The sequence below is a fragment of the Oceanicoccus sp. KOV_DT_Chl genome (genome assembly GCF_900120175.1).
GTDB lineage: Bacteria > Pseudomonadota > Gammaproteobacteria > Pseudomonadales > Dasaniaceae > Oceanicoccus.
Window position 1 is genome coordinate 57,100 of sequence record NZ_FQLF01000001.1, and the last position, 19,686, is coordinate 76,785.

20 protein-coding genes and 2 pseudogenes are annotated in these 19,686 nt (G+C 47.8%); 11 read left to right on the forward strand and 11 right to left on the reverse strand.

Annotated elements, in window-relative coordinates:
• The first annotated feature begins 3 nt into the window (after nt 1-3).
• The 7 genes from UNITIG_RS00255 (at nt 4) to UNITIG_RS00285 (ending at nt 5,966) form a co-directional block, all read left to right on the forward strand.
• On the forward strand, nt 4-825 hold the full coding sequence (locus tag UNITIG_RS00255) for a hypothetical protein (RefSeq protein ID WP_101756565.1): 822 nt from the start codon (nt 4-6) through the stop codon (nt 823-825).
• Nucleotides 825-1,295 (forward strand): ribosomal protein S18-alanine N-acetyltransferase, encoded by a 471-nt coding sequence (gene rimI / locus UNITIG_RS00260; protein ID WP_101756566.1) that lies wholly within the window; start codon nt 825-827, stop codon nt 1,293-1,295. The genes UNITIG_RS00255 and rimI overlap by 1 nt, the downstream gene beginning before the upstream one ends.
• Nucleotides 1,296-1,312: 17 nt before the next feature.
• Nucleotides 1,313-1,735: a hypothetical protein gene (locus UNITIG_RS00265; RefSeq protein WP_101756567.1), complete on the forward strand. Its 423-nt coding sequence runs from the start codon at nt 1,313-1,315 to the stop codon at nt 1,733-1,735.
• A gap of 727 nt (nt 1,736-2,462) precedes the next feature.
• Nucleotides 2,463-3,089 (forward strand): TetR/AcrR family transcriptional regulator, encoded by a 627-nt coding sequence (locus tag UNITIG_RS00270; protein WP_101756568.1) that lies wholly within the window; start codon nt 2,463-2,465, stop codon nt 3,087-3,089.
• 161 nt (nt 3,090-3,250) lie between these two features.
• Nucleotides 3,251-4,279, forward strand: coding sequence for an NAD(P)/FAD-dependent oxidoreductase (locus tag UNITIG_RS00275; protein ID WP_101756569.1), 1,029 nt, complete (start codon nt 3,251-3,253; stop codon nt 4,277-4,279).
• Nucleotides 4,237-4,731, forward strand: coding sequence for a hypothetical protein (locus tag UNITIG_RS00280; protein WP_145999036.1), 495 nt, complete (start codon nt 4,237-4,239; stop codon nt 4,729-4,731). The genes UNITIG_RS00275 and UNITIG_RS00280 overlap by 43 nt, the downstream gene beginning before the upstream one ends.
• A gap of 74 nt (nt 4,732-4,805) precedes the next feature.
• Nucleotides 4,806-5,966: a CocE/NonD family hydrolase gene (locus UNITIG_RS00285; protein ID WP_101756571.1), complete on the forward strand. Its 1,161-nt coding sequence runs from the start codon at nt 4,806-4,808 to the stop codon at nt 5,964-5,966.
• Nucleotides 5,967-6,605: 639 nt separating this feature from the next.
• Here UNITIG_RS00285 and UNITIG_RS00290 read toward each other — a convergent pair.
• The 3 genes from UNITIG_RS00290 to UNITIG_RS00300 form a co-directional block, all read right to left on the reverse strand.
• A complete protein-coding gene (locus UNITIG_RS00290) occupies nt 6,606-8,033 on the reverse strand; it encodes a nicotinate-nucleotide adenylyltransferase (protein ID WP_101756572.1) in 1,428 nt (475 codons plus the stop codon).
• A gap of 27 nt (nt 8,034-8,060) precedes the next feature.
• Nucleotides 8,061-8,300: a PQQ-binding-like beta-propeller repeat protein gene (locus UNITIG_RS00295; RefSeq protein WP_101756573.1), complete on the reverse strand. Its 240-nt coding sequence runs from the start codon at nt 8,298-8,300 to the stop codon at nt 8,061-8,063.
• A 145-nt stretch (nt 8,301-8,445) separates the two neighbouring features.
• The gene (locus tag UNITIG_RS00300) at nt 8,446-10,092 is read right to left on the reverse strand and encodes a PQQ-binding-like beta-propeller repeat protein (RefSeq protein WP_159930989.1); all 1,647 of its coding nucleotides are present in this window, start codon (nt 10,090-10,092) and stop codon (nt 8,446-8,448) included.
• Nucleotides 10,093-10,161: 69 nt separating this feature from the next.
• Here UNITIG_RS00300 and UNITIG_RS00305 point away from each other — a divergent pair, with 69 nt between their 5' ends.
• Together UNITIG_RS00305 and UNITIG_RS00310 are read left to right on the forward strand one after the other, a co-directional pair.
• Entirely contained in the window at nt 10,162-10,404 is a 243-nt protein-coding gene (locus tag UNITIG_RS00305) for a GNAT family N-acetyltransferase (protein WP_101756575.1), read from the forward strand.
• Between the two features lie 2 nt (nt 10,405-10,406).
• A complete protein-coding gene (locus tag UNITIG_RS00310) occupies nt 10,407-10,643 on the forward strand; it encodes a DUF2970 domain-containing protein (protein WP_101756576.1) in 237 nt (78 codons plus the stop codon).
• A gap of 32 nt (nt 10,644-10,675) precedes the next feature.
• On the opposite strand, the pseudogene UNITIG_RS25365 reads toward UNITIG_RS00310, so the two are convergent.
• Nucleotides 10,676-11,463: pseudogene (locus tag UNITIG_RS25365) on the reverse strand (SDR family oxidoreductase).
• 203 nt (nt 11,464-11,666) lie between these two features.
• On the opposite strand from UNITIG_RS25365, the gene UNITIG_RS00320 reads away from it, so the two are divergent.
• Both UNITIG_RS00320 and UNITIG_RS00325 read left to right on the forward strand, forming a co-directional pair.
• Nucleotides 11,667-12,701 (forward strand): rhodanese-related sulfurtransferase, encoded by a 1,035-nt coding sequence (locus UNITIG_RS00320; RefSeq protein ID WP_101756577.1) that lies wholly within the window; start codon nt 11,667-11,669, stop codon nt 12,699-12,701.
• 136 nt (nt 12,702-12,837) lie between these two features.
• A complete protein-coding gene (locus UNITIG_RS00325; protein WP_159930991.1) occupies nt 12,838-13,674 on the forward strand; it encodes a MipA/OmpV family protein in 837 nt (278 codons plus the stop codon).
• 22 nt (nt 13,675-13,696) lie between these two features.
• Here UNITIG_RS00325 and UNITIG_RS00330 read toward each other — a convergent pair whose 3' ends face one another.
• The 7 genes and pseudogenes from UNITIG_RS00330 to UNITIG_RS00365 all read right to left on the reverse strand — a co-directional run bounded on the left by UNITIG_RS00330 (nt 13,697) and on the right by UNITIG_RS00365 (nt 19,634).
• Nucleotides 13,697-14,296, reverse strand: a complete 600-nt coding sequence (locus UNITIG_RS00330; RefSeq protein WP_159930993.1) for a tRNA-uridine aminocarboxypropyltransferase — start codon at nt 14,294-14,296, stop codon at nt 13,697-13,699.
• Complete coding sequence (locus UNITIG_RS00335) at nt 14,274-15,131, reverse strand: glutaminyl-peptide cyclotransferase (RefSeq protein ID WP_101756580.1); 858 nt, start codon at nt 15,129-15,131, stop codon at nt 14,274-14,276. The genes UNITIG_RS00330 and UNITIG_RS00335 overlap by 23 nt, the downstream gene beginning before the upstream one ends.
• 3 nt (nt 15,132-15,134) lie before the next feature.
• Nucleotides 15,135-15,440: a late competence development ComFB family protein gene (locus UNITIG_RS00340; RefSeq protein ID WP_101756581.1), complete on the reverse strand. Its 306-nt coding sequence runs from the start codon at nt 15,438-15,440 to the stop codon at nt 15,135-15,137.
• Nucleotides 15,441-15,506: 66 nt separating this feature from the next.
• Nucleotides 15,507-16,330: pseudogene (gene mnmC, locus UNITIG_RS25370) on the reverse strand (FAD-dependent 5-carboxymethylaminomethyl-2-thiouridine(34) oxidoreductase MnmC).
• Nucleotides 16,331-16,350: 20 nt separating this feature from the next.
• Entirely contained in the window at nt 16,351-17,577 is a 1,227-nt protein-coding gene (gene mnmD / locus UNITIG_RS00355; RefSeq protein ID WP_101756584.1) for a tRNA (5-methylaminomethyl-2-thiouridine)(34)-methyltransferase MnmD, read from the reverse strand.
• Nucleotides 17,578-17,660: 83 nt separating this feature from the next.
• Nucleotides 17,661-18,860: a hypothetical protein gene (locus UNITIG_RS00360; protein ID WP_101756585.1), complete on the reverse strand. Its 1,200-nt coding sequence runs from the start codon at nt 18,858-18,860 to the stop codon at nt 17,661-17,663.
• 300 nt (nt 18,861-19,160) lie between these two features.
• Nucleotides 19,161-19,634: a MaoC/PaaZ C-terminal domain-containing protein gene (locus tag UNITIG_RS00365; RefSeq protein WP_101756586.1), complete on the reverse strand. Its 474-nt coding sequence runs from the start codon at nt 19,632-19,634 to the stop codon at nt 19,161-19,163.
• Nucleotides 19,635-19,686 lie beyond the last annotated feature (52 nt).

Consider the following 19,686-nt stretch of genomic DNA (forward strand, 5'->3'; position numbering starts at 1 on the left):
ATAATGAATGAAAGCCAGCGTTTGGCCTATATGGATGCAATGGGGGTGGATTGTTATGTCCCGCGCATACAGCTGCTTGGCGCTTTGGCTTCTACGCTATGTGTCATGCCGATTGTTGAGTTTGTGCCGGCGAGTGAGGTTGACGGCAGCGCCCCTGCTGGTATTGCGCAGCCCGATAGTACGGCTGCGGCTAAAGTGGCTAAAGCTAGCGGTGCAGCTGCGACCCATGCTTTGTTTGAAGATGATGGCAAAAAAAATCAACGTCAGGCAATAGCTAGCCAACAATCGGTAGCGGAAGTAACTGATGAGTTAGTGAGTCAAACCGGTAGTTCCAAAGAATTACCCAAGTTTATATTATCGATTGTACGCGCCAATAACGTGTTACTGATCGATGAGGGTTTACCGGGGCATGTTAACCCGCAGGAATACTTACAGTTGCTGCACAATTTATTATTTGCCTTGGGTGCAGGTAAACAGACGTTAACGATAGATGCGTTTGTCTGGCCAATTAATAAAAACAGTCAATTCGATCAAAGTGAAACAGCAGCCAGACAAACGTTGCAGGCATTTCTTGCCAAGCAAGTCGAACAGGCCAATATACCTACCGTAATTCTAATGGGGCAAACGGCTGCGCATTATATTAGCGAGCAGCCTCTGGCGATGGCTGAATTAATTCAGCACCCGCAATTAGCGGCGCAAATGATTCGTTGTGATAGTGGCTTCCCTTTATTGGCAGAGCCACTACTCAAAAAACAGCTCTGGCAACAGTTACAGCCTCTCTATCTGACCTTACAATCTACTAACGCTGCGAGTAAGGCGCATTAATGAATTTGCGGCGCATGCTCCCGCGGGATTTAGAGCAAGTTGCGGCAGTAGAAACCGCGGCCGCTGCATTTCCCTGGCCGCAATCGCAATTCGCCAGTAGTTTAGTCGATGGTCATATCTGCACGGTATTGCAAATAGACGACGTGGTATTGGGTTTTACTGTGTTCTCAAAGGTGTTGGATGAATCGACGCTATTAAATATTGCAGTGCACCCGGATTTTCAGGGGCATGGTTATGGTAGGCAATTACTGCAGCAAGGCTTAACCCAGCTAGTTGATGGTGGAATAAAGCAGTGTTTTTTGGAGGTCCGTGTTTCTAACAACGGTGCAAAGGCGCTGTATCAATCACTGGGGTTTGATGTTGTGGGTGAGCGTAAACAATATTATCCGGCCCACAATGGGCGTGAAGATGCTTTGGTAATGAGCTGCCAGTTATTCGCTCAGCCACAAGTAAATGAGTCACAGCAATAATTATCGAGAGCAATACTATGCGTGCAGTTGAAACCCAGTGGTGGGTACTGGAATTACCCGACGAGTGGCAGGCCGAGCAAGATGAAGAAACCATCATCATCACAGACGAAGATGCTGTGGGTGAAATTGCCATTACCACCTTGCAGAAAGATGATGGCATTGTTGATGATAGCGAACTGAAAGAATATGCAGAAGACATAGAGTTGGATTACGGCCCTGGTATTGCTGTTGAAGTTAGTGATTTGGAAGGGGTTTACTATTGTTACCAGCAAGAAGGTGAGGCCATTCGCGAATGGTATTTACGTTATGAAGATTTGCTGGTGTTGATAACTTATGTTTGTGATGTTTCCAATGCCGGCATGGATGATGGCGCAGTCGATGAAATTTTATCGACGTTGTTTATTAAGGACGGGGATGAGGAGATAGTGGAGGAGGAGTGAGTTCTTGATAAGGCATGAGATCTGTATTACGTGGCTGTCTCGTTATGGTAGCTTTTACAGTGTTCGATCTGCTTGCTTGGAATACTTTAACTGAATAAAAATAAAAGTACCGATGTACCTAACCGCTGCCTCTCGATGTTAGAGGGGCGGATCACAGTTTAATATATTGTCGACAATTGATTTCAGGGGCAGATTGTCCCTGTGCCTGAAGATGAGTGGCTCCGGAATATAATTTCTCATCAAAGCAGTGGGCATGGTTTCCTTTGAGTAATACCTATGACACTCCGACAAATACTTCGCAAGCCTTTTGCTAACGCCGCTAGTAAATTATGGAAAAATACTGAGCAATGGCTGAGCACCGTAAAGCGGTAGTTTTTAATAGAGGGCAGATCACGGGCTTATCTGTTGGCTTGTCGGGATCAGGGGGTTGCCCTAGAGCTCAGTATTAAATGTGGTGTGGTGGATTTGTAGTTAGGATTAAATATGACAAGGAGTGTTATCAATTAATAGAGAAGGATTTTTTTCACATAAAAGGGGCAGGTTGATACTCCTTTACAGCTTCCAGGCAAGGAACGAAAAACTCATCCAGCAGCAAGCTTTAAGTTAGCAGATAAGCGTAAACCAAGGAAACAGCTATACGTTTTACTTCGAGGATTGTTGCCGCTACAGTATTGCCCCATAGTCACTCCCATAGCTGGGGACCATAGCAATCGTTTCAGGGCGTTTTATGGAAACACCACCGGAGCTTCAGCTTCGCAAACAACCCAAGCAACAACGCAGTCGCGAATTAGTCGATAAAGTGCTGGATGCAGCCATGGCTATAGCGGAAGAATCGGGACTGGCCAAGTTCAATACCAATGCAGTGGCGGAACGGGCCGGGGTAGAAATCTCATCCATCTATCAATACTTTCCCAATAAAGAATCCATTCTTTTTTTAACCACCAAGCGTTGGCTGGAGGCGATCCGCAGTGCCTGTGATGAGCTGGAGCAGGAGCCTTATCTATCATTGGCTTGGCGTGAATTTTTTGCCCAATACGGTGACAGGATTTCCAATGTCCCGGGGTTTAAGAGTGGCTTTGCCTCAATGCAATCGCTCTGGGTACTTTATCCCGAATACCAGAGCCTGTCAGATACCCATCGGCAGTATCTGGTGGAATTCGTCGTTCGCCACTGTCAACGTCTTGGTGCCACTGTCGACGAGCCTAGCTTGCGCGCCAGAGCAACCTACTTATACATCGCCTCCACCAGCGTTATTCAATCGGCGCTGACTGTTGAACACCACCAAGCGGATAAACTACTGGCGCTCGATTTTGAAACCTGGTTGGCCATGCTTGAACAGATAATGCCTGATTGAGCTTTATAACCCTCGCTAACACCCTAAACATGACCATTTCCTAAACAGGCTTGCCCTCAGCTTTTTGACCCGTGTATACTAAATGTTAGTTATTACTAATATTTTGCGGCAACACTCATCTTCTATGGGTTACCCCATTTTTTAATTAATAGGCCTGCTCTATGACTAGCTCTTCCACCTCCTCCGATACTGGTGAATCGGTCTCCGACCCGCGTATTTGTATCGTCGGCGCTGGTATGTCAGGGATCCTGATGGCTATCAAGTTACTGGAACAGGGTATTGATAATTTTGTGGTCTTTGAAAAATCCAGCTCAGTATCGGGCACCTGGCGGCAAAATCGCTACCCCGGCGTTGCCTGCGATGTAGCATCTTTTACTTACTGTTATAGCTTTGAACCCAACCCTGACTGGAGCCATCGTTTTTCTCCGGGCCCGGAGATTCGCGCTTATTTTGAACGGGTGGTGGACAAGTATGGCGTGCGTCCCTTCATTCGTTTCAATACTGAAGTGACTGAGGCTTGCTTTGTTGATGAACAATGGCGCGTTACCAGCAGTGATGGTCAGCAGCAATTTTTTGATATTTATGTCGCCGCCACCGGCCCACTCAATAATCTGCATTACCCCAATATAAAAGGCTTAAAAGATTTTGCCGGCACTTGCTGCCATACCGCGGACTGGGATGATAATTTCGATTACACCGGCAAGCGAGTCGGCATTATTGGCACTGGTTCTTCCTCGGTACAATCGATTGACCCGCTCTCCGCCAAGGCTGAACACTTAACGATTTTTCAACGCACGCCGCAGTGGGTAATGGCAACGGATAATCCCGAGTACTCCGCGCTGGCGATAAAATTAAAACATCGCTTACCCGTACTGGGAAAACTAACCCGTTGGTTTTACGCCTGGATCGGTGAGCAATTTGGCCTCGCTGCACTCAAGGATGGATTTCGAAGGAAGTTGGTATTCAAGGCCTGCTATCAAGCGCTTAATGCTGTCAGAGATCCCGAACTGCGGAAAAAACTGACACCGGATTATCTGCCCATGTGTCGGCGTATGATTATGTCAGGCACTTTCCATGAGGCCGTGCAACGCACAAATGTTCTGGTGGAAACCACGAGTATTGATCGCATTACCCCGAGGGCATTCGGATGGTCGATGGTAGCGAACACCAACTGGATTTACTTATTCTAGCGACCGGTTTTTTCTTTAACGTACAAAACGTTAAAAAAGTTACCGGTGTTAACGGCCAATCACTGGCGGACTACTGGCAAACAGGGATTAAAAACTATCGTTCGATTACAGTGCCCGGCTTTCCTAATTATTTTATGTTGATAGGTCCCAGCAGTCCGGTCACTAATTTATCCTTGATTGAAATTGCCGAGATTGGCGTCGATTACGTGATGCAATGTGTGCAAAAAATTCGCCGTAAAGAAGTAACCACGATTGTCCCCAAAAATTGTGTCACCGACGCCTATACTGAAAAGTTACGTAATGCCTTTGGCGAAACTATCTGGACCTCCGGTTGTTCCAGTTGGTATCTTGATGATGAGGGTATTCCCGCCACGTGGCCCTGGCCACCCTCGGAATATCGTCGGCAATTAAGTGTGCCCGAGCTTGGCGATTATGATGTCATCTGTCCTTGAGGGTTTCATCAGGCGCATACTGACATAAGTTTAGTGACACCAGCATAAAGTAAAAAAACGACTGAGGTTTAGCCATGATTAAAGCGATGAAATTGATAACCGTTTTCATATTACTGCTAGTGTTAGTGGGCATCGTACTTTCTCTGGGTAAACAAGCGCCCGCTTTAGACCCATTATCCGATAGTGCCCTGCGCTTAAAACCCGGACCTTATAGCGTTAATTATTACGATGAAACAATTATTGATCGCAGTCGCAGCACCCAAGCCAATGGTGACTTCGCCGGAACCGACAGTCGCACGCTGGTCAGCACCCTCTGGTATCCCGACCGAAAAGTTGAGGGCGGTTTTCCACTAATTGTTTACAGCCATGGTTTTTCCTCTAATCGAAGTGATGGTGAATATCTAGCGCAACATCTGACCAGCAAAGGTTATGTGGTGGTTGCCGCTGACTTTCCTTTAACCAATGCCTCGGCGCCCGGCGGCCCTCTGGTTAAAGATGTCGTTAATCAGCCCGCCGATGTCAGCTTCCTGATTGATACTTTACTGCAGCATAACTTTAACCCTGAACACGCCTTGGCCGACATGATCGACCCTGAACGCATTGGCCTGATGGGGCTTTCGCTGGGCGGCATGACCACCACGCTGGCCGCCTATCATCCGACCATGGCCGACAGCCGAGTCGATGCTGCATTATCCCTTGCCGGGCCGACCGATCAATTTACCGCAGCCTTTTTCCAACAACGGACACCGGCTTTTCTGATGCTGGCAGGTACTGCGGATGCGTTAGTTCCATACTCGAGCAATGCACTGCCCGTGCTGCAAAAGATTCCCAACGCCCAATTGCTAACGATTGCTGAAGGATCCCATATGGGCTTTTCTGGCAGCGCCAGCTTATTGCGCTGGATAAACCACCCGGACTCTATTGGTTGTTATGTGGTGATGAGCAATTTGGACGATGCCGACAGCGAAGCACCCTGGTTTGATTTATTGGGCACGCCTGAGCAGGGCATCAATTATCAATCCACCAATGAACTATGTCAGCAAAACCCACTGCCCAAGGCCATCAATCCCTTGCGACAACAACAGATTAGTCGCTTAGTGGTGAGCAGCTTTTTTGACAGCCAGTTTTCACCCAGCCCTGAAAATAAAACGGCTGCAGACACTTTTTTGCAGCAGACTCTGCCACAAGAGTTTGCTGAGCTAAGCTACTCACGGGCTAAAGCCATAATCCCTTGAACTTGAGGGGGGCAGAGTCATTTTATGGAAAACAAAAATGGATCCGCCCCCGCACTGTGCCGCGACCAGATTGTTTCTAGCTGAGCTTATATCAATGCCTCAACTTGGCACCTTTGAGAACCTACGCCTTGATTAACTTCGGGCTTTTTATGTTTGAAGCTGAATCTATAGCTGCCGAAAACAGCTAAGAAAAATCGTTAGATTGAAGAGTGTCTGTTGCGGAAGGTATGGCTGCAGGTCTTGAAGATTGTTTTACATGTAAGGTAATCGTCGGTATTGACCCTTAACAGCCTGAGGGCTGTTAAGGCCCTGCGGGCTTCGCCTTCGGCTCGGTCCAAACGCTATGCGCGTTTGTGACCCATTACAGGCCCGAGTAATTACGTGCGCATTCCAGCTGGCAGGAAATTGGATAGGGTCGATCTTATCGCGGCACGATGTGGGGTCGGACCAATAATTTTACGTAGTGTGTAAAATTTTGCTCTGACCCCCGCTAGAAACCGTTGGCACGATGTTGTTTCGAAGTATCTGCCAGAATGGCAAGTTGATAAATCGGAGTGACCTGAAAAAGGTTTATTTAGGGAAATCGTGCCAACGTCTCTAATTGGCACGGAACTGCCGAGGTGCGACGTTGGTATGGTTTTATTCTTTAAACCCAAACAACTTCTTGTTAATAATTTCCTCGGCAATACCTTTAGGTATGGATTGCTCCCAATCACCACGTCCCTTTGCCAGTTCTTCCATAACTTCGTTCGGCAGGATGTGCAGGTTTTCTTCCTTGTAATGCTCAATAGGAATTAATGATTTATTCAGTGTGAGGTATTTCAGTAAGTGAATATTTTTTACAGGGACTTGTGCATTTTCCAGGGTGATAAGCTCGCCATTTATTTTCGCAGGGTAGACCATAGCGTGAGTGTCATCTGAAAATAATTTACCAATAGCTGCTAATATGCCACCTTCCAACCCTTCGTAGTAATCATCATTAAATAGCTGGTTTAAATCAAAGGTGCTGAGTGCCACCGCAATGTGGTTGTCGGTATAGCGTCGCATCCAGGAGCGTAGGCGGAAGAAGCGAAAATAATCCGAGATAAGCACGTTAAACCCTAACTGGATTAATAGATCCACGCGAGCTAGCAGCTCTTCGTCGCTGGTGTCGGCATCGGTACCTAGCCTGGACATGGAAATTTCAACAACGTTAATAATACCGCGGTCACTCAAACCTTCCATCTTACTGAACTGTTCCAGTGCGGCATTGTTCATGTCCATATGTACATTCGTTGGCGGTTTAAAGGATCCGCGCATGACCAGTACATCTTTTTTGCGCAGTGCGCTTGCTGGGACGATGGAGTTGCCGGTGTTATCAAACATCACCGCACGACAGCACCAGCTGCGTACCAAATGTAAATTAATCAGGCGGTTATTGATGCTGGCAAAGTAGGGGCCGCTAAAGTGAATGAGGTCTATTTCCAGCCGAGTGGAGTCGATGTTGTCGGTGAGGCTATCGATAATCCATTTTGGTTCATCACGGTAATGGAACGCGCCATAGAGTAGATTAACACCGAGAATACCCAGTGCTTCGGACTGGCTTTGGTTGTCTTCATCCAGCATGCGGACGTGTAAAACGATTTCATCGGGCGGAAAATTAGGGATAAGGTTTAATTTGATCCCTATCCAGCCGTGGCATTCATTTTTTTGTTTGAAGCTTTTTGCTGTAACGGTGGCCGCGTAACTAAAGAACTGGGTATTGGCTGGACGTGATTCGCCAAGGCGTTCAACCAATAAATCGTATTCCCGCGTTAGCATTTGTTCAAGGCGTTCACGGCTTACGTAAGCACCAGCCTTGCCATAAATTACATCACTGATTTGCATGTCGTAGGCTGACATGGTCTTGGCAATAGTGCCGGCTGCTGCACCAGCAGAAAAAAACTGGCGGGCCACTTCCTGCCCGGCGCCAATTTCTACAAAGGTGCCGTATTTTCTTTCGTCTAAATTTATCTCTAAGGCTTTTTGGCGAGTAGAGACCTGTTCGTTGCGTAAAGTGTGTGGTGTTGAATAGTGTTGCTTACTCATTAATCAATCCGTAAACGCTGGTGATTGTTAATTTGGTAGTGAATATACCATTAATACATCACCTGGATTTTGCGGGTATAAAAAAGAATGCCCTCCCGCAGAGATAGCGATGTATTGCTTGCCATTGTATTCATAACTCATCGGGACTGCCATGCCTGCGGTGGGTAAAGTTGCCTGCCAGAGCTGTTTTCCGCTCTCAATATCAAAGGCGCGGAATTTTTCATCCATGGTTGCGGCAATAAATACCAAACCCGAAGCCGTGATCATCGGGCCGCCTGCGTTGGGGTGCCAAATTTCAAAAACGGTAAATTGAAGACAAAATCTTTCAGCGGGATTTCTGCCGGAGCCAGTTTTTCCAAAGTCCCTAACGGTACATCCCATGCTATGGTGCCCTTGCTAAGGTCAATCGCCACTAAGCTGCCCCACGGCGGTGCGGTACAGGGCATACCCCAGGGTGAAAGTAATGGCCGTTGTTCGATGGCGTACGGGTGCCTTTAATTTTCCCTGGTGGTCCACCGGCAATACCCGGTGGTGTGCCCCATATTTCGCCAGCGGCTTTGCGCGCTTTCATTTCGGCTTTTAATTTATCCTGCCGTACCAGACGTAGGAAATAAGGGACCCGATTGACGTTGGTAATCAGTAATTGCCGCTGCGGATCATAAGCGCCGCCCCCCCAGTTTGGGCCGCCACCGGTTTGTGGGTACATGACGGTGCCCTGTTCGCTAATAGGGGTGAAGATTTTCCCATAGCGAGACTGTTCGATTAACTCACGGCATTGTTGCTTATCCCAAAAAGTCAGACCCCAGGCATCATCGGGGGTGATTGATTGTGGGACTAAAGGTGGGGGTGCCAGCGGAAACGGTTGGGTGGGAGACAATACTTCACCGGCAACGCCATCAGTGGGGACCGGGCGTTCTTCAACACCAAAGACAGGCTTGCCGGTTTCCCGGTGCAGCACGTATAACATGCCGGTTTTGACCAGCTGGGCGACTACGGGGATGGTTTCACCATCCTTGTCGATATCTAACAGCATTGGTTGTGCAGGGTTATCAAAATTCCACACATCGTGATGCACGGTTTGAAATGACCACACCAGTTCGCCGGTTGAAGCTTTTAATGCCACTACCGAGTTGGCGTGGCGATTATCCCCTGGGCGCTGGCCGGCAAAAAAATCCGGTGAAGCTGAGGAGGTAGGAATAAAGACCAGGTCTCGCTCTGTATCGATACTAAAAAATGACCAGGCATTACCGCCGCCGGTTTTTTTCAGTGCCTGCGGATCCCAGCTGTCGTGATAAAGGTCATCAGGTTGACGCGGGATAGGATCAAACTCCCATTTGAGTGCACCGGTATGCACATCAAAAGCGCGGATAGCACCGTTGGGTGCATCTACTCTTTTTGATTTGGAGTTGGTCGTAGAGCCAATAATAATCGTATTGGATAACACCACAGGCGGGGTGTAGGTTTGTACTTTATGAAATTGACCGGCGGGTTTAGCGGCTTTGATCAACGGTTCGACATCGACTAAACCTTGTTCACCGAAATTCTCACAAGGCTTGCCATCTAATGCATCGAGTGAGAGTAGGCGGCGATCATTGGTGTTGCTAATAATACGGTGTTTACACTGCGTTCCACTGGCTGCTGCGGTATCTTCCCAGTACGCTACACCACGGCATTTAAATTGGCTGCCGGGCTTCATCTTTCGCAATTGCGTGCGGTAACTCCAGCGCTCTGCGCCGGTAGCAGGGTCTAGCGCGACAATTTTATTGAACGCTGAACAGAGTATTAAGTGGTCGCCAGCTGCGGCAGGAAGTTTTAGTGGCGTGGCGTGGTGGCCGGAAAAAAATAACTGCATTTTGGGGCGGTTATCCAATTCGTCCAAACTGTATTGCCAAGCGACAGTCAATTCATCAATATTGTCTTTAGTAATTTGTTGCAGCGGTGAATATCGACTGCCGCCTTCGTCACCACCCCAGTGTGGCCAATCCTGCGCATGTCCAAGTAAACTTAAACCGCTAATGGCAGTGATAAGACAGTAATAAAACGGTTTGAATAGTGTCATAATAGTGCGCATTTTTAATTATCGATTGTTTGTTGTTGAGCGTATAACTGGCATTTTACTGGAAACCTAATGAATATCATCCACTACCCGAGTAAAGATTGTTTTAGCTGTGTTATCGATAACGAGGAAGCGGTACTGGAATATCAACTGCTAGACAATAATAAAATTAATTTTAGCCGTACCTATGTACCCAATGCTGCCAGAGGCAAAGGCGTGGCGGAAAAGTTAGTTCGTCACGGTTTGGCTTGGGCTAAAGAACAGCAATATGCAATACAGGCCAGTTGCTGGTATGTTGAGAAATTCCTGCGCTAATAATGTCTAAGCAAAAGAAACCACGCTATTTTGAACGCCCTGATGAGGATGAAGCGCCGCTAGGTTTTTGGGCGACTTTGTTGATTGTGTTATCAACCCATCTTGGTGTGCGGCCAAAAGCAAAGCGAGAAGAAGATTTTCGTCGTGCTAACGGTTTGCATGTGTTTGTTGCTGGTGTGATTTATTTTGTGGTTTTATTGATTATGATGGTAATTCTGGTAAATGTGGTGAGCCACTAAATAAGTCACTCACCGGTATTAATATGTTAGTCCTAAAAAGCTCGTGGCATATCCATATTGAGTCGAGTCAGCCCGCCGTTAATACCTAGTATTTCTCCTGTTACATAACTGGCGGCGGGTGAGGCTAAATAAAGCGCCCCCAGAGCAATATCTTCTACTTCTCCAAGTCGTCCCATGGGAGTGAGATCATTCATGGTTTGTTCGATATCATCATTGAGTACAGTATTTAATGCTTCGGTTTTGGTCGAGCCGACACCAATGCCATTGACCCGGACCTTGGGAGCAAAGTCCTGAGCCAGTTCACGCGTTAAAAAAGACAGTGCAGATTTGGCGGTACCGTAGGCGGCAAAGCAGGGCGACGGGTGTTGACCGGCAACGGAAGAAATATTGATCACACAGCCCGAGCCAGCAGAACTCACCATTAACGGCACACAGATACGAGTCATCTCAAAGGCAGTGGTGACGTTAAATTTGAATGCATTATCGAGGTCGCGGGCGCTGGTTTGTAAGGCGGGTTTGGGGGAAAGCCACCGGCATTATTAACCAATATATCAATACGGCCAAACTCAGCCATGGCTTGATCGGCTAAGTGCTGCAATTGCTCATCAACCATCACGTCGGTAGGGACGATTAAAGTGCGGCGGCCAAAAGCTTCAACGGCGGCAGCAGTGGTTTGCAGTTGTTCCAGTGTGCGTGCGGCAAGGACAATATCCGCACCCGCTTCAGCAAATGCTTTGGCGATAGCTGCGCCTATGCCACGACCGGCACCGGTAATAATGGCGACTTGGCCGTCTAAACGAAAACGATCAAAAATACTCATAAGGTTTCTCTTGTTATTGTCATCAAGGTTATTTGGGCTCTAGCTGTTCTTTATACCGTGTCTGCGGCGGCGCAGGAAGTTGCGGTTCGTTAATGCTTGATGAGGGCGGAGCGGGCGGGTTTGGCATTCGCAGTTAAATTCCTTATAATTCGCGCGGTTTTAACACGCGCCGGATTTACGTTCCGGTCAGCTGAGGAAAGAAAATGACGACTACTGTACCCACAGGCGCCGACGCTGCGCTTGCTAAAAAATCATCCCCAGACACCATTGTGGTGTGCGCGTTGTACAAATTTGTTGCTTTAGACCGATTTGAAGTGCTGCGCGAACCGCTATTAAATACCATGAAGTCACTGTCAGTGAAGGGCACTTTGTTGCTGGCCAGTGAAGGTATTAATGGCACGGTTGCCGGTTCTCGTGAGGCCATTGATCAATTACTGGACTGGTTGCGTCAGCAGCCGGAGCTGGTCGATATCGATAGCAAGGAATCCTATACCACCAAGCCACCATTCCTGCGCACCAAGGTTAAATTGAAAAAAGAAATCGTCACTATGGGGGTGGAAGGGATTGACCCCAAGCGCGTGGTAGGCACCTATGTCGATCCCAAAGACTGGAATGCGCTGATCAGTGATCCTGACGTGGTGCTGGTTGATACCCGCAATGATTATGAAGTGCAGGTCGGCACGTTTAAAAATGCGATCAACCCGGTGACGGAAAGCTTTCGCGAATTTCCGCAGTACGTAAAAGACCATCTGGACCCAGCTAAAAATAAAAAAGTGGCAATGTTTTGTACCGGTGGTATTCGCTGTGAAAAATCTACTGCCTATTTGAAAGAACAAGGTTTTGACGAAGTCTATCATTTGAAAGGTGGCATTTTAAAATATCTGGAAGACGTTCCCGCCGAGGAAACACTGTGGCAAGGCGAATGTTTTGTATTCGACGATCGAGTAACGGTAAATCATCAATTGGAAAAAGGCGATTATGATCAGTGCCATGCCTGTCGATTACCTATTACCGAGCAAGATAAAGCGCATCAGCATTACCAAAAAGGCGTGAGTTGCCCTGCGTGTTATGACAAAACCAGCCCGGAGCAACGCCAGCGCTTTTTAGAGAGGGAAAAACAAATGCAGCTGGCCAAAGCCCGTGGCGAACAGCATATGGGTTCGGATGTGGTTGAGCAGTTAGAGTTGAAGCGGCAACGCAAAGCGCAACGCTTAGAGCAGCAGCGTCAGCAGCAATAATATATCGGGAGAGTCTGAAGGAATAGTAGAGTCAGATAGGCAGGTAAATTTGCCTAATCCGCTATTAATGATTAGATTACGGACTGATTATTAATAGCTGGCTCATCAAAATTGGCGGGTAGCTTTGGAGAGTGTAGTGCTACTGTTTGCCAATGATAAAAATACCATTCGATTTATCCTGTTATTACTTTCCCTTTTAACCGTGGCTAACTCGACTGCAAGTGCGGAAAAAAATCCCTTGTGGGAGTTGGGCATAGGTGCTGCCGGTTTATATCATCCGCATTACTTGGGTGCTGAACAACAACAAGGCTATTTGTTCCCGCTTCCTTACTTTACCTATCGAGGTGAAATAATCCGCGCCGACCGCAGCGGTATCAGAGGGTTTCTTTATAACAGTGAAAAGTGGAATTTACGCCTGAGTTTTAGTGGTTCATTGCCCGTTAATAGCGAAGACAATGATGCCCGTGAAAATATGGATGACCTCGACTTGATGCTGGAAGTGGGGCCGACGCTGCAATATACGATTAGCTCGGATGCCGAGCAAATATGGCGTTTCGATTTACCCTTGCGCGCCGGTTTTTTATTGGGCGATAAGCCGTTTTATCATCAGGGTTGGACCTTTAATCCACGCTTGTATTATAGCGTCGATAACGGCCCCTGGACGGTAAGCGCTACCGCCGGCCCGATGTTTAGTGATCATCGTTATCACGGTTATATTTATGATGTGGGACTGCAAGACGTGACGGCTAATCGCGGGTATTATGAATCCCGCTCCGGTTACACTGGCAGCCGTTTTTCACTGCGGCTAAAGCGTCATTATGATCGCTATGTGTTCGGGGCCGGGGTAAGTTATTACAATTTGGACGGCGCCGAAAATGAAGATAGCCCGCTGTTACTACAAGATGATTATGTGGCGGTGAGCTTTACTTTTGCCTGGATATTCAAAAAATCGGCTGCCATGGTGGACAATTAAACGTATCGCGCAGACGCCACGTTTAATTTTTGTTGCGGTAATGCCGAATAAAAACGTCTGTGCCCATAGCTTTGATTTGCTGGGCAATTATCCACTCCATGGAGGCTAACAGTGGCGCATATTTCGTTGAATTTCGCTCCAAAAAACCCAGTGTTTGTGCAATCGCTTCGACCGTAGCAATCGCTTGGGCATCCGGCTGTTTTCTAATTTGATAGCGTGAACGGCTAGTAGGGGTCAGTTGTACTTTAGGCAAGGCTGCAAGCTGCGGGTTTTCAAATAACATACGGCGGCTTTTACGCCAGCTGGCATCAATAAAGAGTAAGGGGCGAATGGTAGTGTTATCGATGGAAGCCAGTGGCGTACTGTCTTCTCCAGGGTAGATCAATAGCGGTTGCTGTTGCATGATGTGCTTTAGTTGTCGCTGATCTTGGTCATTATCGCTATTAAGTAATTGGCAATGTAGCAGGCTGAGTTCAGCAATACGCGCAGTGCCAATCGCGTGCCGGCTTTCGCTGGGATGTTGCACAATCGTGACCGGCCACTGGTTGTTAATCGTGGTCAGGGTGTGGCAATAACACACTGTGAGTGGACGTAGGCAATTATCGCACTGGGGTCTGGGCATGTGGGCTGGTATTAGATTCGGGGCTACGGTGCAATTGAATTTGAAAAAGACTGGGCCAATTTTTACCGGTGACCCATAAGCGTTTAGTGCTGGCGTCATAGGCTATGCCATTCAACACATTGGTGTTGTTAGTGCGTTTTTGGCGTGGTAGTAATTGGTGTAATCGTACTTTCGCGACGACTTCGCCTGACTCTGGATCAATCATCACGATCCAGTTACTTTGCCAGACATTGGCATAAATTAAGCCTTCAACCCATTCCAGCTCATTCAGCTTGTGCAGCGGTTTTCCTGCCAGCGTAACGGCTAACGTTTTTTCAACCGCAAAGGTATTTGGATTAATAAACTGCAGCAGATTGCTGCCATTGCTGACGATAAGGTGCTGCTGATTATGGGTGAGGCCCCAGCCTTCACCATTGATGGTGAAGGTCGCCACTGGTGTCAGGTCTTCCACTCGATAGATAAACCCCTGTTGTGACTGCCAGCTGAGTTGATACAGTTTGTCGCCAATAATGGTAATACCCTCGCCAAAAATATGGGGGGCATTGGCGTGTAGGGTAATTGCGTGAGCGTCGTTCAGGCTGCGACTAAAAACTTTTGACTGCCCGCGTATACCGCTGCCTTCATAGAGTAGCCCCTTATGGAAAACCAGGCCTTGGGTAAAAACAGCGGGGTCGTGGGGGTGTTCGCTAATAACCGTATAATGATAATCAATAATGGCTGCCTGGCTGGCAGCAGCAAATGAAATAATAGTGCTGCACAAAAGGAATAGTATCAGCTTACGGTAACGCCATGATAGAAACGTTAGGGAATGCTGTTGAACGTTGTAAACTGACAAATGTTATTCGTATTCCTGTTGGCTGTCATTTACAAACTGGATGGCTTTAGTCACCGCCTGATTTACTTTTTCCAGCATTTCCTGACGCTCATTAGGCGATAAATAAAATGCCATATCGACATCATGGCGGATGTAGCGTGGCGGTAAATGGTTAAGCGCGACACAGGCAATATCAGCAATGTATTCGTTATTACCAAACTGTTCGGGCAGTTGCTGTTGTAACGCCTCGAATACCATGCCCTCGTAATAGTTATGGATACTATCGAGCTCGGTAGGAAGTAATAAGGGACTTTCATGTGATAGCAGCATGATTTTCTCCAGATAAAGCGATTGAACTTGGCTGTTTACCAGTCGTTTCGTTGTGGATATCGACTTTTATAACTTATTGCGAATCAAATCGCGAATAATAAATCGTCCGGGGTTGAGGCCGGTCATTAATTGCCGCGGCAAGGCCGGCACTTCAGCGCAAATAATCCGTGCTAATACTTCACTGCATAGCGGGGTGGATGTCAGCCCCCGTGAACCATGGGCAATATTGAGGTAGAGGTTGGGAAAATAGCCGCCCTTGTGATCGATTTTATTATTGGCGTTTTTGCGCAGCGCGGCAAAGTCTTCAATAAATCGGGCTCGATCGGGGACGGCACCTACCAGCGGCAAGTAATCGGGGCTGGTGCAGCGCAAGGCTGCCCGACCGCCCAGTTGTTCCAGTGAGCCGTTAGTGCCTAGTACCAATGACGGCAGCGCAGTTTTTAGACTGCCCAGATTGCGCTGGTGATCCACGCTGCGAAGTTCGGTATTGCTATCGCCAATATCGAAAGTGGCGCCCACACTGTGTGTGCCATTGATGGCGGGGTGACATAGCCTTCGTGGCAAAGTACGGTATTTAACGGTGATAGCTGGGGTGAGGCCAGCTGCGTAATTTGTCCCCGTATCGTTTTTACCGGTAACTCGCGGGTTTGGCTAAAGCTAAGCGCATCATGACTATTGGCAATAATCACTGCATCGCAATTAGCGATACTGTTGGCTTGTGCATCATGCAGTGACCAGCCCTCGGGTTGTTGGTCGAGGCTGATAACGTCGGTATTGTAAATAACCTGTATCGATGCGTGTTGCACCAGCGATTGGCACAGTGCTGGTGGCGATAACCAACCCGCTTGCGGAAAAAACCAGGCCGGGTGGGCGAGATCAATTCCCGCTATCGCTGAAGCGGCTTTGGCATCTAAAAATTGTACAAGTTCGGGGTTTGGTCAAAGGCCTGACTGAGCTGAGTCATTAATTTCAGCTCGGCAGCGCTGTTGGCAAGTTGCATGACACCACAAAAATCCAGCTGTTGAGAATTAATATGATGGCGCTGTTGCCATTGTTGATAAAAGCGTAAAGCGTATAAATAACTACTCAAATAAAATTCATTCAGTGTTGAACGCTGCGGTGATAGTTTGGTGTAAAGCATGCCTTGTGGATTGCCGGATGCGCCTTGCGCCAGCGCGGGTTGTCGCTCGATTAGCGTCACCTGCCAGCCACGTTTTGCCATTGCGTAGGCGCTACTGCTGCCTGCTAGTCCGCCGCCAATAATTGTAATGTGCTGAGCGGATGTTTTTGGATGTTTCGATAAATACCAAGGTGCTTGATTACTTTTGCGGTTATCGCTGCTTGTCGGTGCTTGCCGTGGCAGTTGAGGGTCAAAGCGGCCGGTAAGCATTTCCCTTTTGGTGCCAAATCCCGGTGCTTTTTGAATGTGGAAGCCTTGTTGGCCAAGCCCGTGACGAACGGCACTGGACGCGGTAAAAGTCGCTAAGCTGGTGCTTTCGCCACTTAAATCCGCAATGATGGCATACAGCGTGTCATTCCACAGTTGTGGATTGCGTGTGGGGGTGAAACCATCTAAAAACCAGGCATCAATGTGGTAAGGGTGATGGTCTCGATAGTCATTTAACTCCGAGCAGCGCAATTGCTCCAGGCCTGCAATAGCATCGTCGAAGATTAACAGTAGGCTGACATTGCTATCGGGAAAATCGATCAGGTGTTGGCCGGCGGTCAGGGTCGGGTAGTGGTCAATTAATTGTTCTGCAAACGGTTTTAGTTCATCCCAGACGGCTAACACACGGATTAAATCGCTTTTTTTAAGCGGGTATTTTTCTACCGAGACAAACTGCAATCGCGCATGTAGAGGAGCGGTGCGTTGCCAGAGTTGCCATGCGGCTAAAAAATTCAGGCCACTACCAAAGCCGGTTTCGGCAATGGTAAAGGTTTGCTCTGGCGTTAGTTGTTGCCAGCGTTGTTCGAGCTGATTGTGCTGTAAAAAAACATAGCGGGTTTCATCCAGACCTTGCAGCTTGGAAAAATAGATATCGTTGAAGTGTTTGGCTTGCGGTATATCATCATCCAACCATTCAATTTCAGCTGTTTGTAATTGATAGCTGGGCGGCGTGCTGGAGGTGTTTGGCATGGTAGCAGTATTGCGGCAACAAGGTAGCTAACCTTAGCATAAGCGTTAGCTACTGTTGTAGGGTAATCAGCATTCAGTCAGTTTTATAAGGCCAGGCCCGCGGGATAATAAATCAAGCGTGGTTTGGCTGGATCAGAGCTATCGAAAATAACCACATAATATTTTTCAGTTTTAGCTTTAACTTCTTCTCGCCAGCGATTAAAACCGACGATAAATAGTGTGTCTCCACCCATAATGCTTGCTGAGCCGCGATATATATTGTGACCGGCAGGACGCAGCGTATTGGCAACTGCTGGACCGGTAGTACCATCGGCGGCGAGCGCTTTAACATTAAGAATCTTGTTATAACTGGACGTCTTTTGCGGGTCCGGTGTGGCTAGCAATTCGGTGATGCGAATCTCTTCAGCTTGAACTTCTTCCGCTGTGCTTAAAAATACAATGCCTGAGCCAGATTGGGTGCTGTCTTCAATGGTTGAGGTTGCCGTGGCAGCTGGTTTCTCAGTAGCGGTGGTAACTGCGTTGTTGCCGGGAGCGCTGACGGCATCGGGTACTGTGGCAGTGGCTACTGGGGCTGGTGTGTTGCTAGCTGCTGCGCTAGCTGCGGCCGCTTTGGCTGCGGCTGCTTTTTTCTCTGCTGCTAATCTGGCTTGTTCAGCAGCGGCCTCTTCCTTTGCCTGTTGCTCCGAGAGCTGTGCTTTTAAACGCGCAATTTCCGCTGCTGCAGCCTCTGCTTTGAGACGTTGTTCCTCGGCGAGACGTTGCTGTTTAAGCGTTTGTTGTTGCTTTGCGACTTTTTCAATCGTTGCGTTTTGTTGGGTTATTTGCTTGGATAATTTGTCTATGTCAGCGGTGGTGGTTGTTAATTGTGCGTTGAGGGATTCAGCTTCTTGCTGTAATTCAAATAATTGACTGTTGGCCTTTTTATATTTGCGCTCTGCCAGTGCAAACTTGAATTCGCTATTTTTCAGCACTGCCTGATTATCATCAGTAGGCTCTGCATTATATTGGGCTTGGGCCTGGTCCAACTCTGCTTGAGCTTCATCCAAACCATCCTGTTCAGGTGCATCTTGATTGGCTAGTGGTGCTAGCGCTGCTTTATTAGCAGCAATGGCAGTTTGTAATTGTGCTTGTTGGGTTTGTAGTTGCTGCAATTGCTGTTGAAATGCGGTCAGTTTTTGTTGTTCGGATTGCAGGCTCTGCCCCAGTGTTAAAGAACTACTGATGATGATAAGCAACAATAGGGATAATCGCGTGAGTAACGTGTGAATATTCGAATGTGGCATAAACCGATAGTTTCCTGTAACGGCGAGTGTTTGTGTAATGGGTGTGATATTTTGTATAAAAAATAAACAGCCTGGCAGTTGTAGTATTACTAGCCTGACGGTCAGCTCTTATCTGCATTGTTATAGCTGCTTGCTAAAACCCAACAGGATTATAGACCATTGTGCATGATTATGAGCTTTAATATCTCGGTGCTGTGCGTTGCTTCAAACTGTGGCAGAGCTTGTCACTACGGCCAATGTTATCCATTAAGTGTCTATGGGGACCACCAAGGGGTAGCTAGCCGCCTTGGTGGTGAATTTTCAGCCAATGGTGATGGCAGGTAGTACCGGTTTTGGCAAGACCAGTTTTTCGGTGGGGGCCATCACTTCGGCGCTGCCTTTAGCTACCGTTTTCCCGTGTTGGTTGATAGCGGTGGTATTGAGAGTGACAAATTTTTTGGCATCATTCTTGGCGGTCACTTCCAGTTCGACAGTGACGGTGTCGCCAATTTTAACCGGGGCACGAAATGACAGGCTCTGTCCTAGATAAATGGTACCTGGTCCCGGCAGTTCCAGGGCCAGTGCCGCAGAAATAACTGATCCGGTCCAGGCTCCGTGGCCAATTCGCTCCTGAAACATCGTGCTGGCGGCAAATTCAGCGTCCAAATGCACGGGATTTACATCACCTGATACCGCAGCAAACATGACCAGATCGTCTTCAGACAGGGTTTTGCTGTAGCTGGCAGTTTGGCCGATGGTGATTTCGTCGTAGGTTACATTTTGTAGCGTGCTCACATTAGGTCCTTAATTTATTGAGATTAAAGCGGCATTGTAGACGATTCTATTC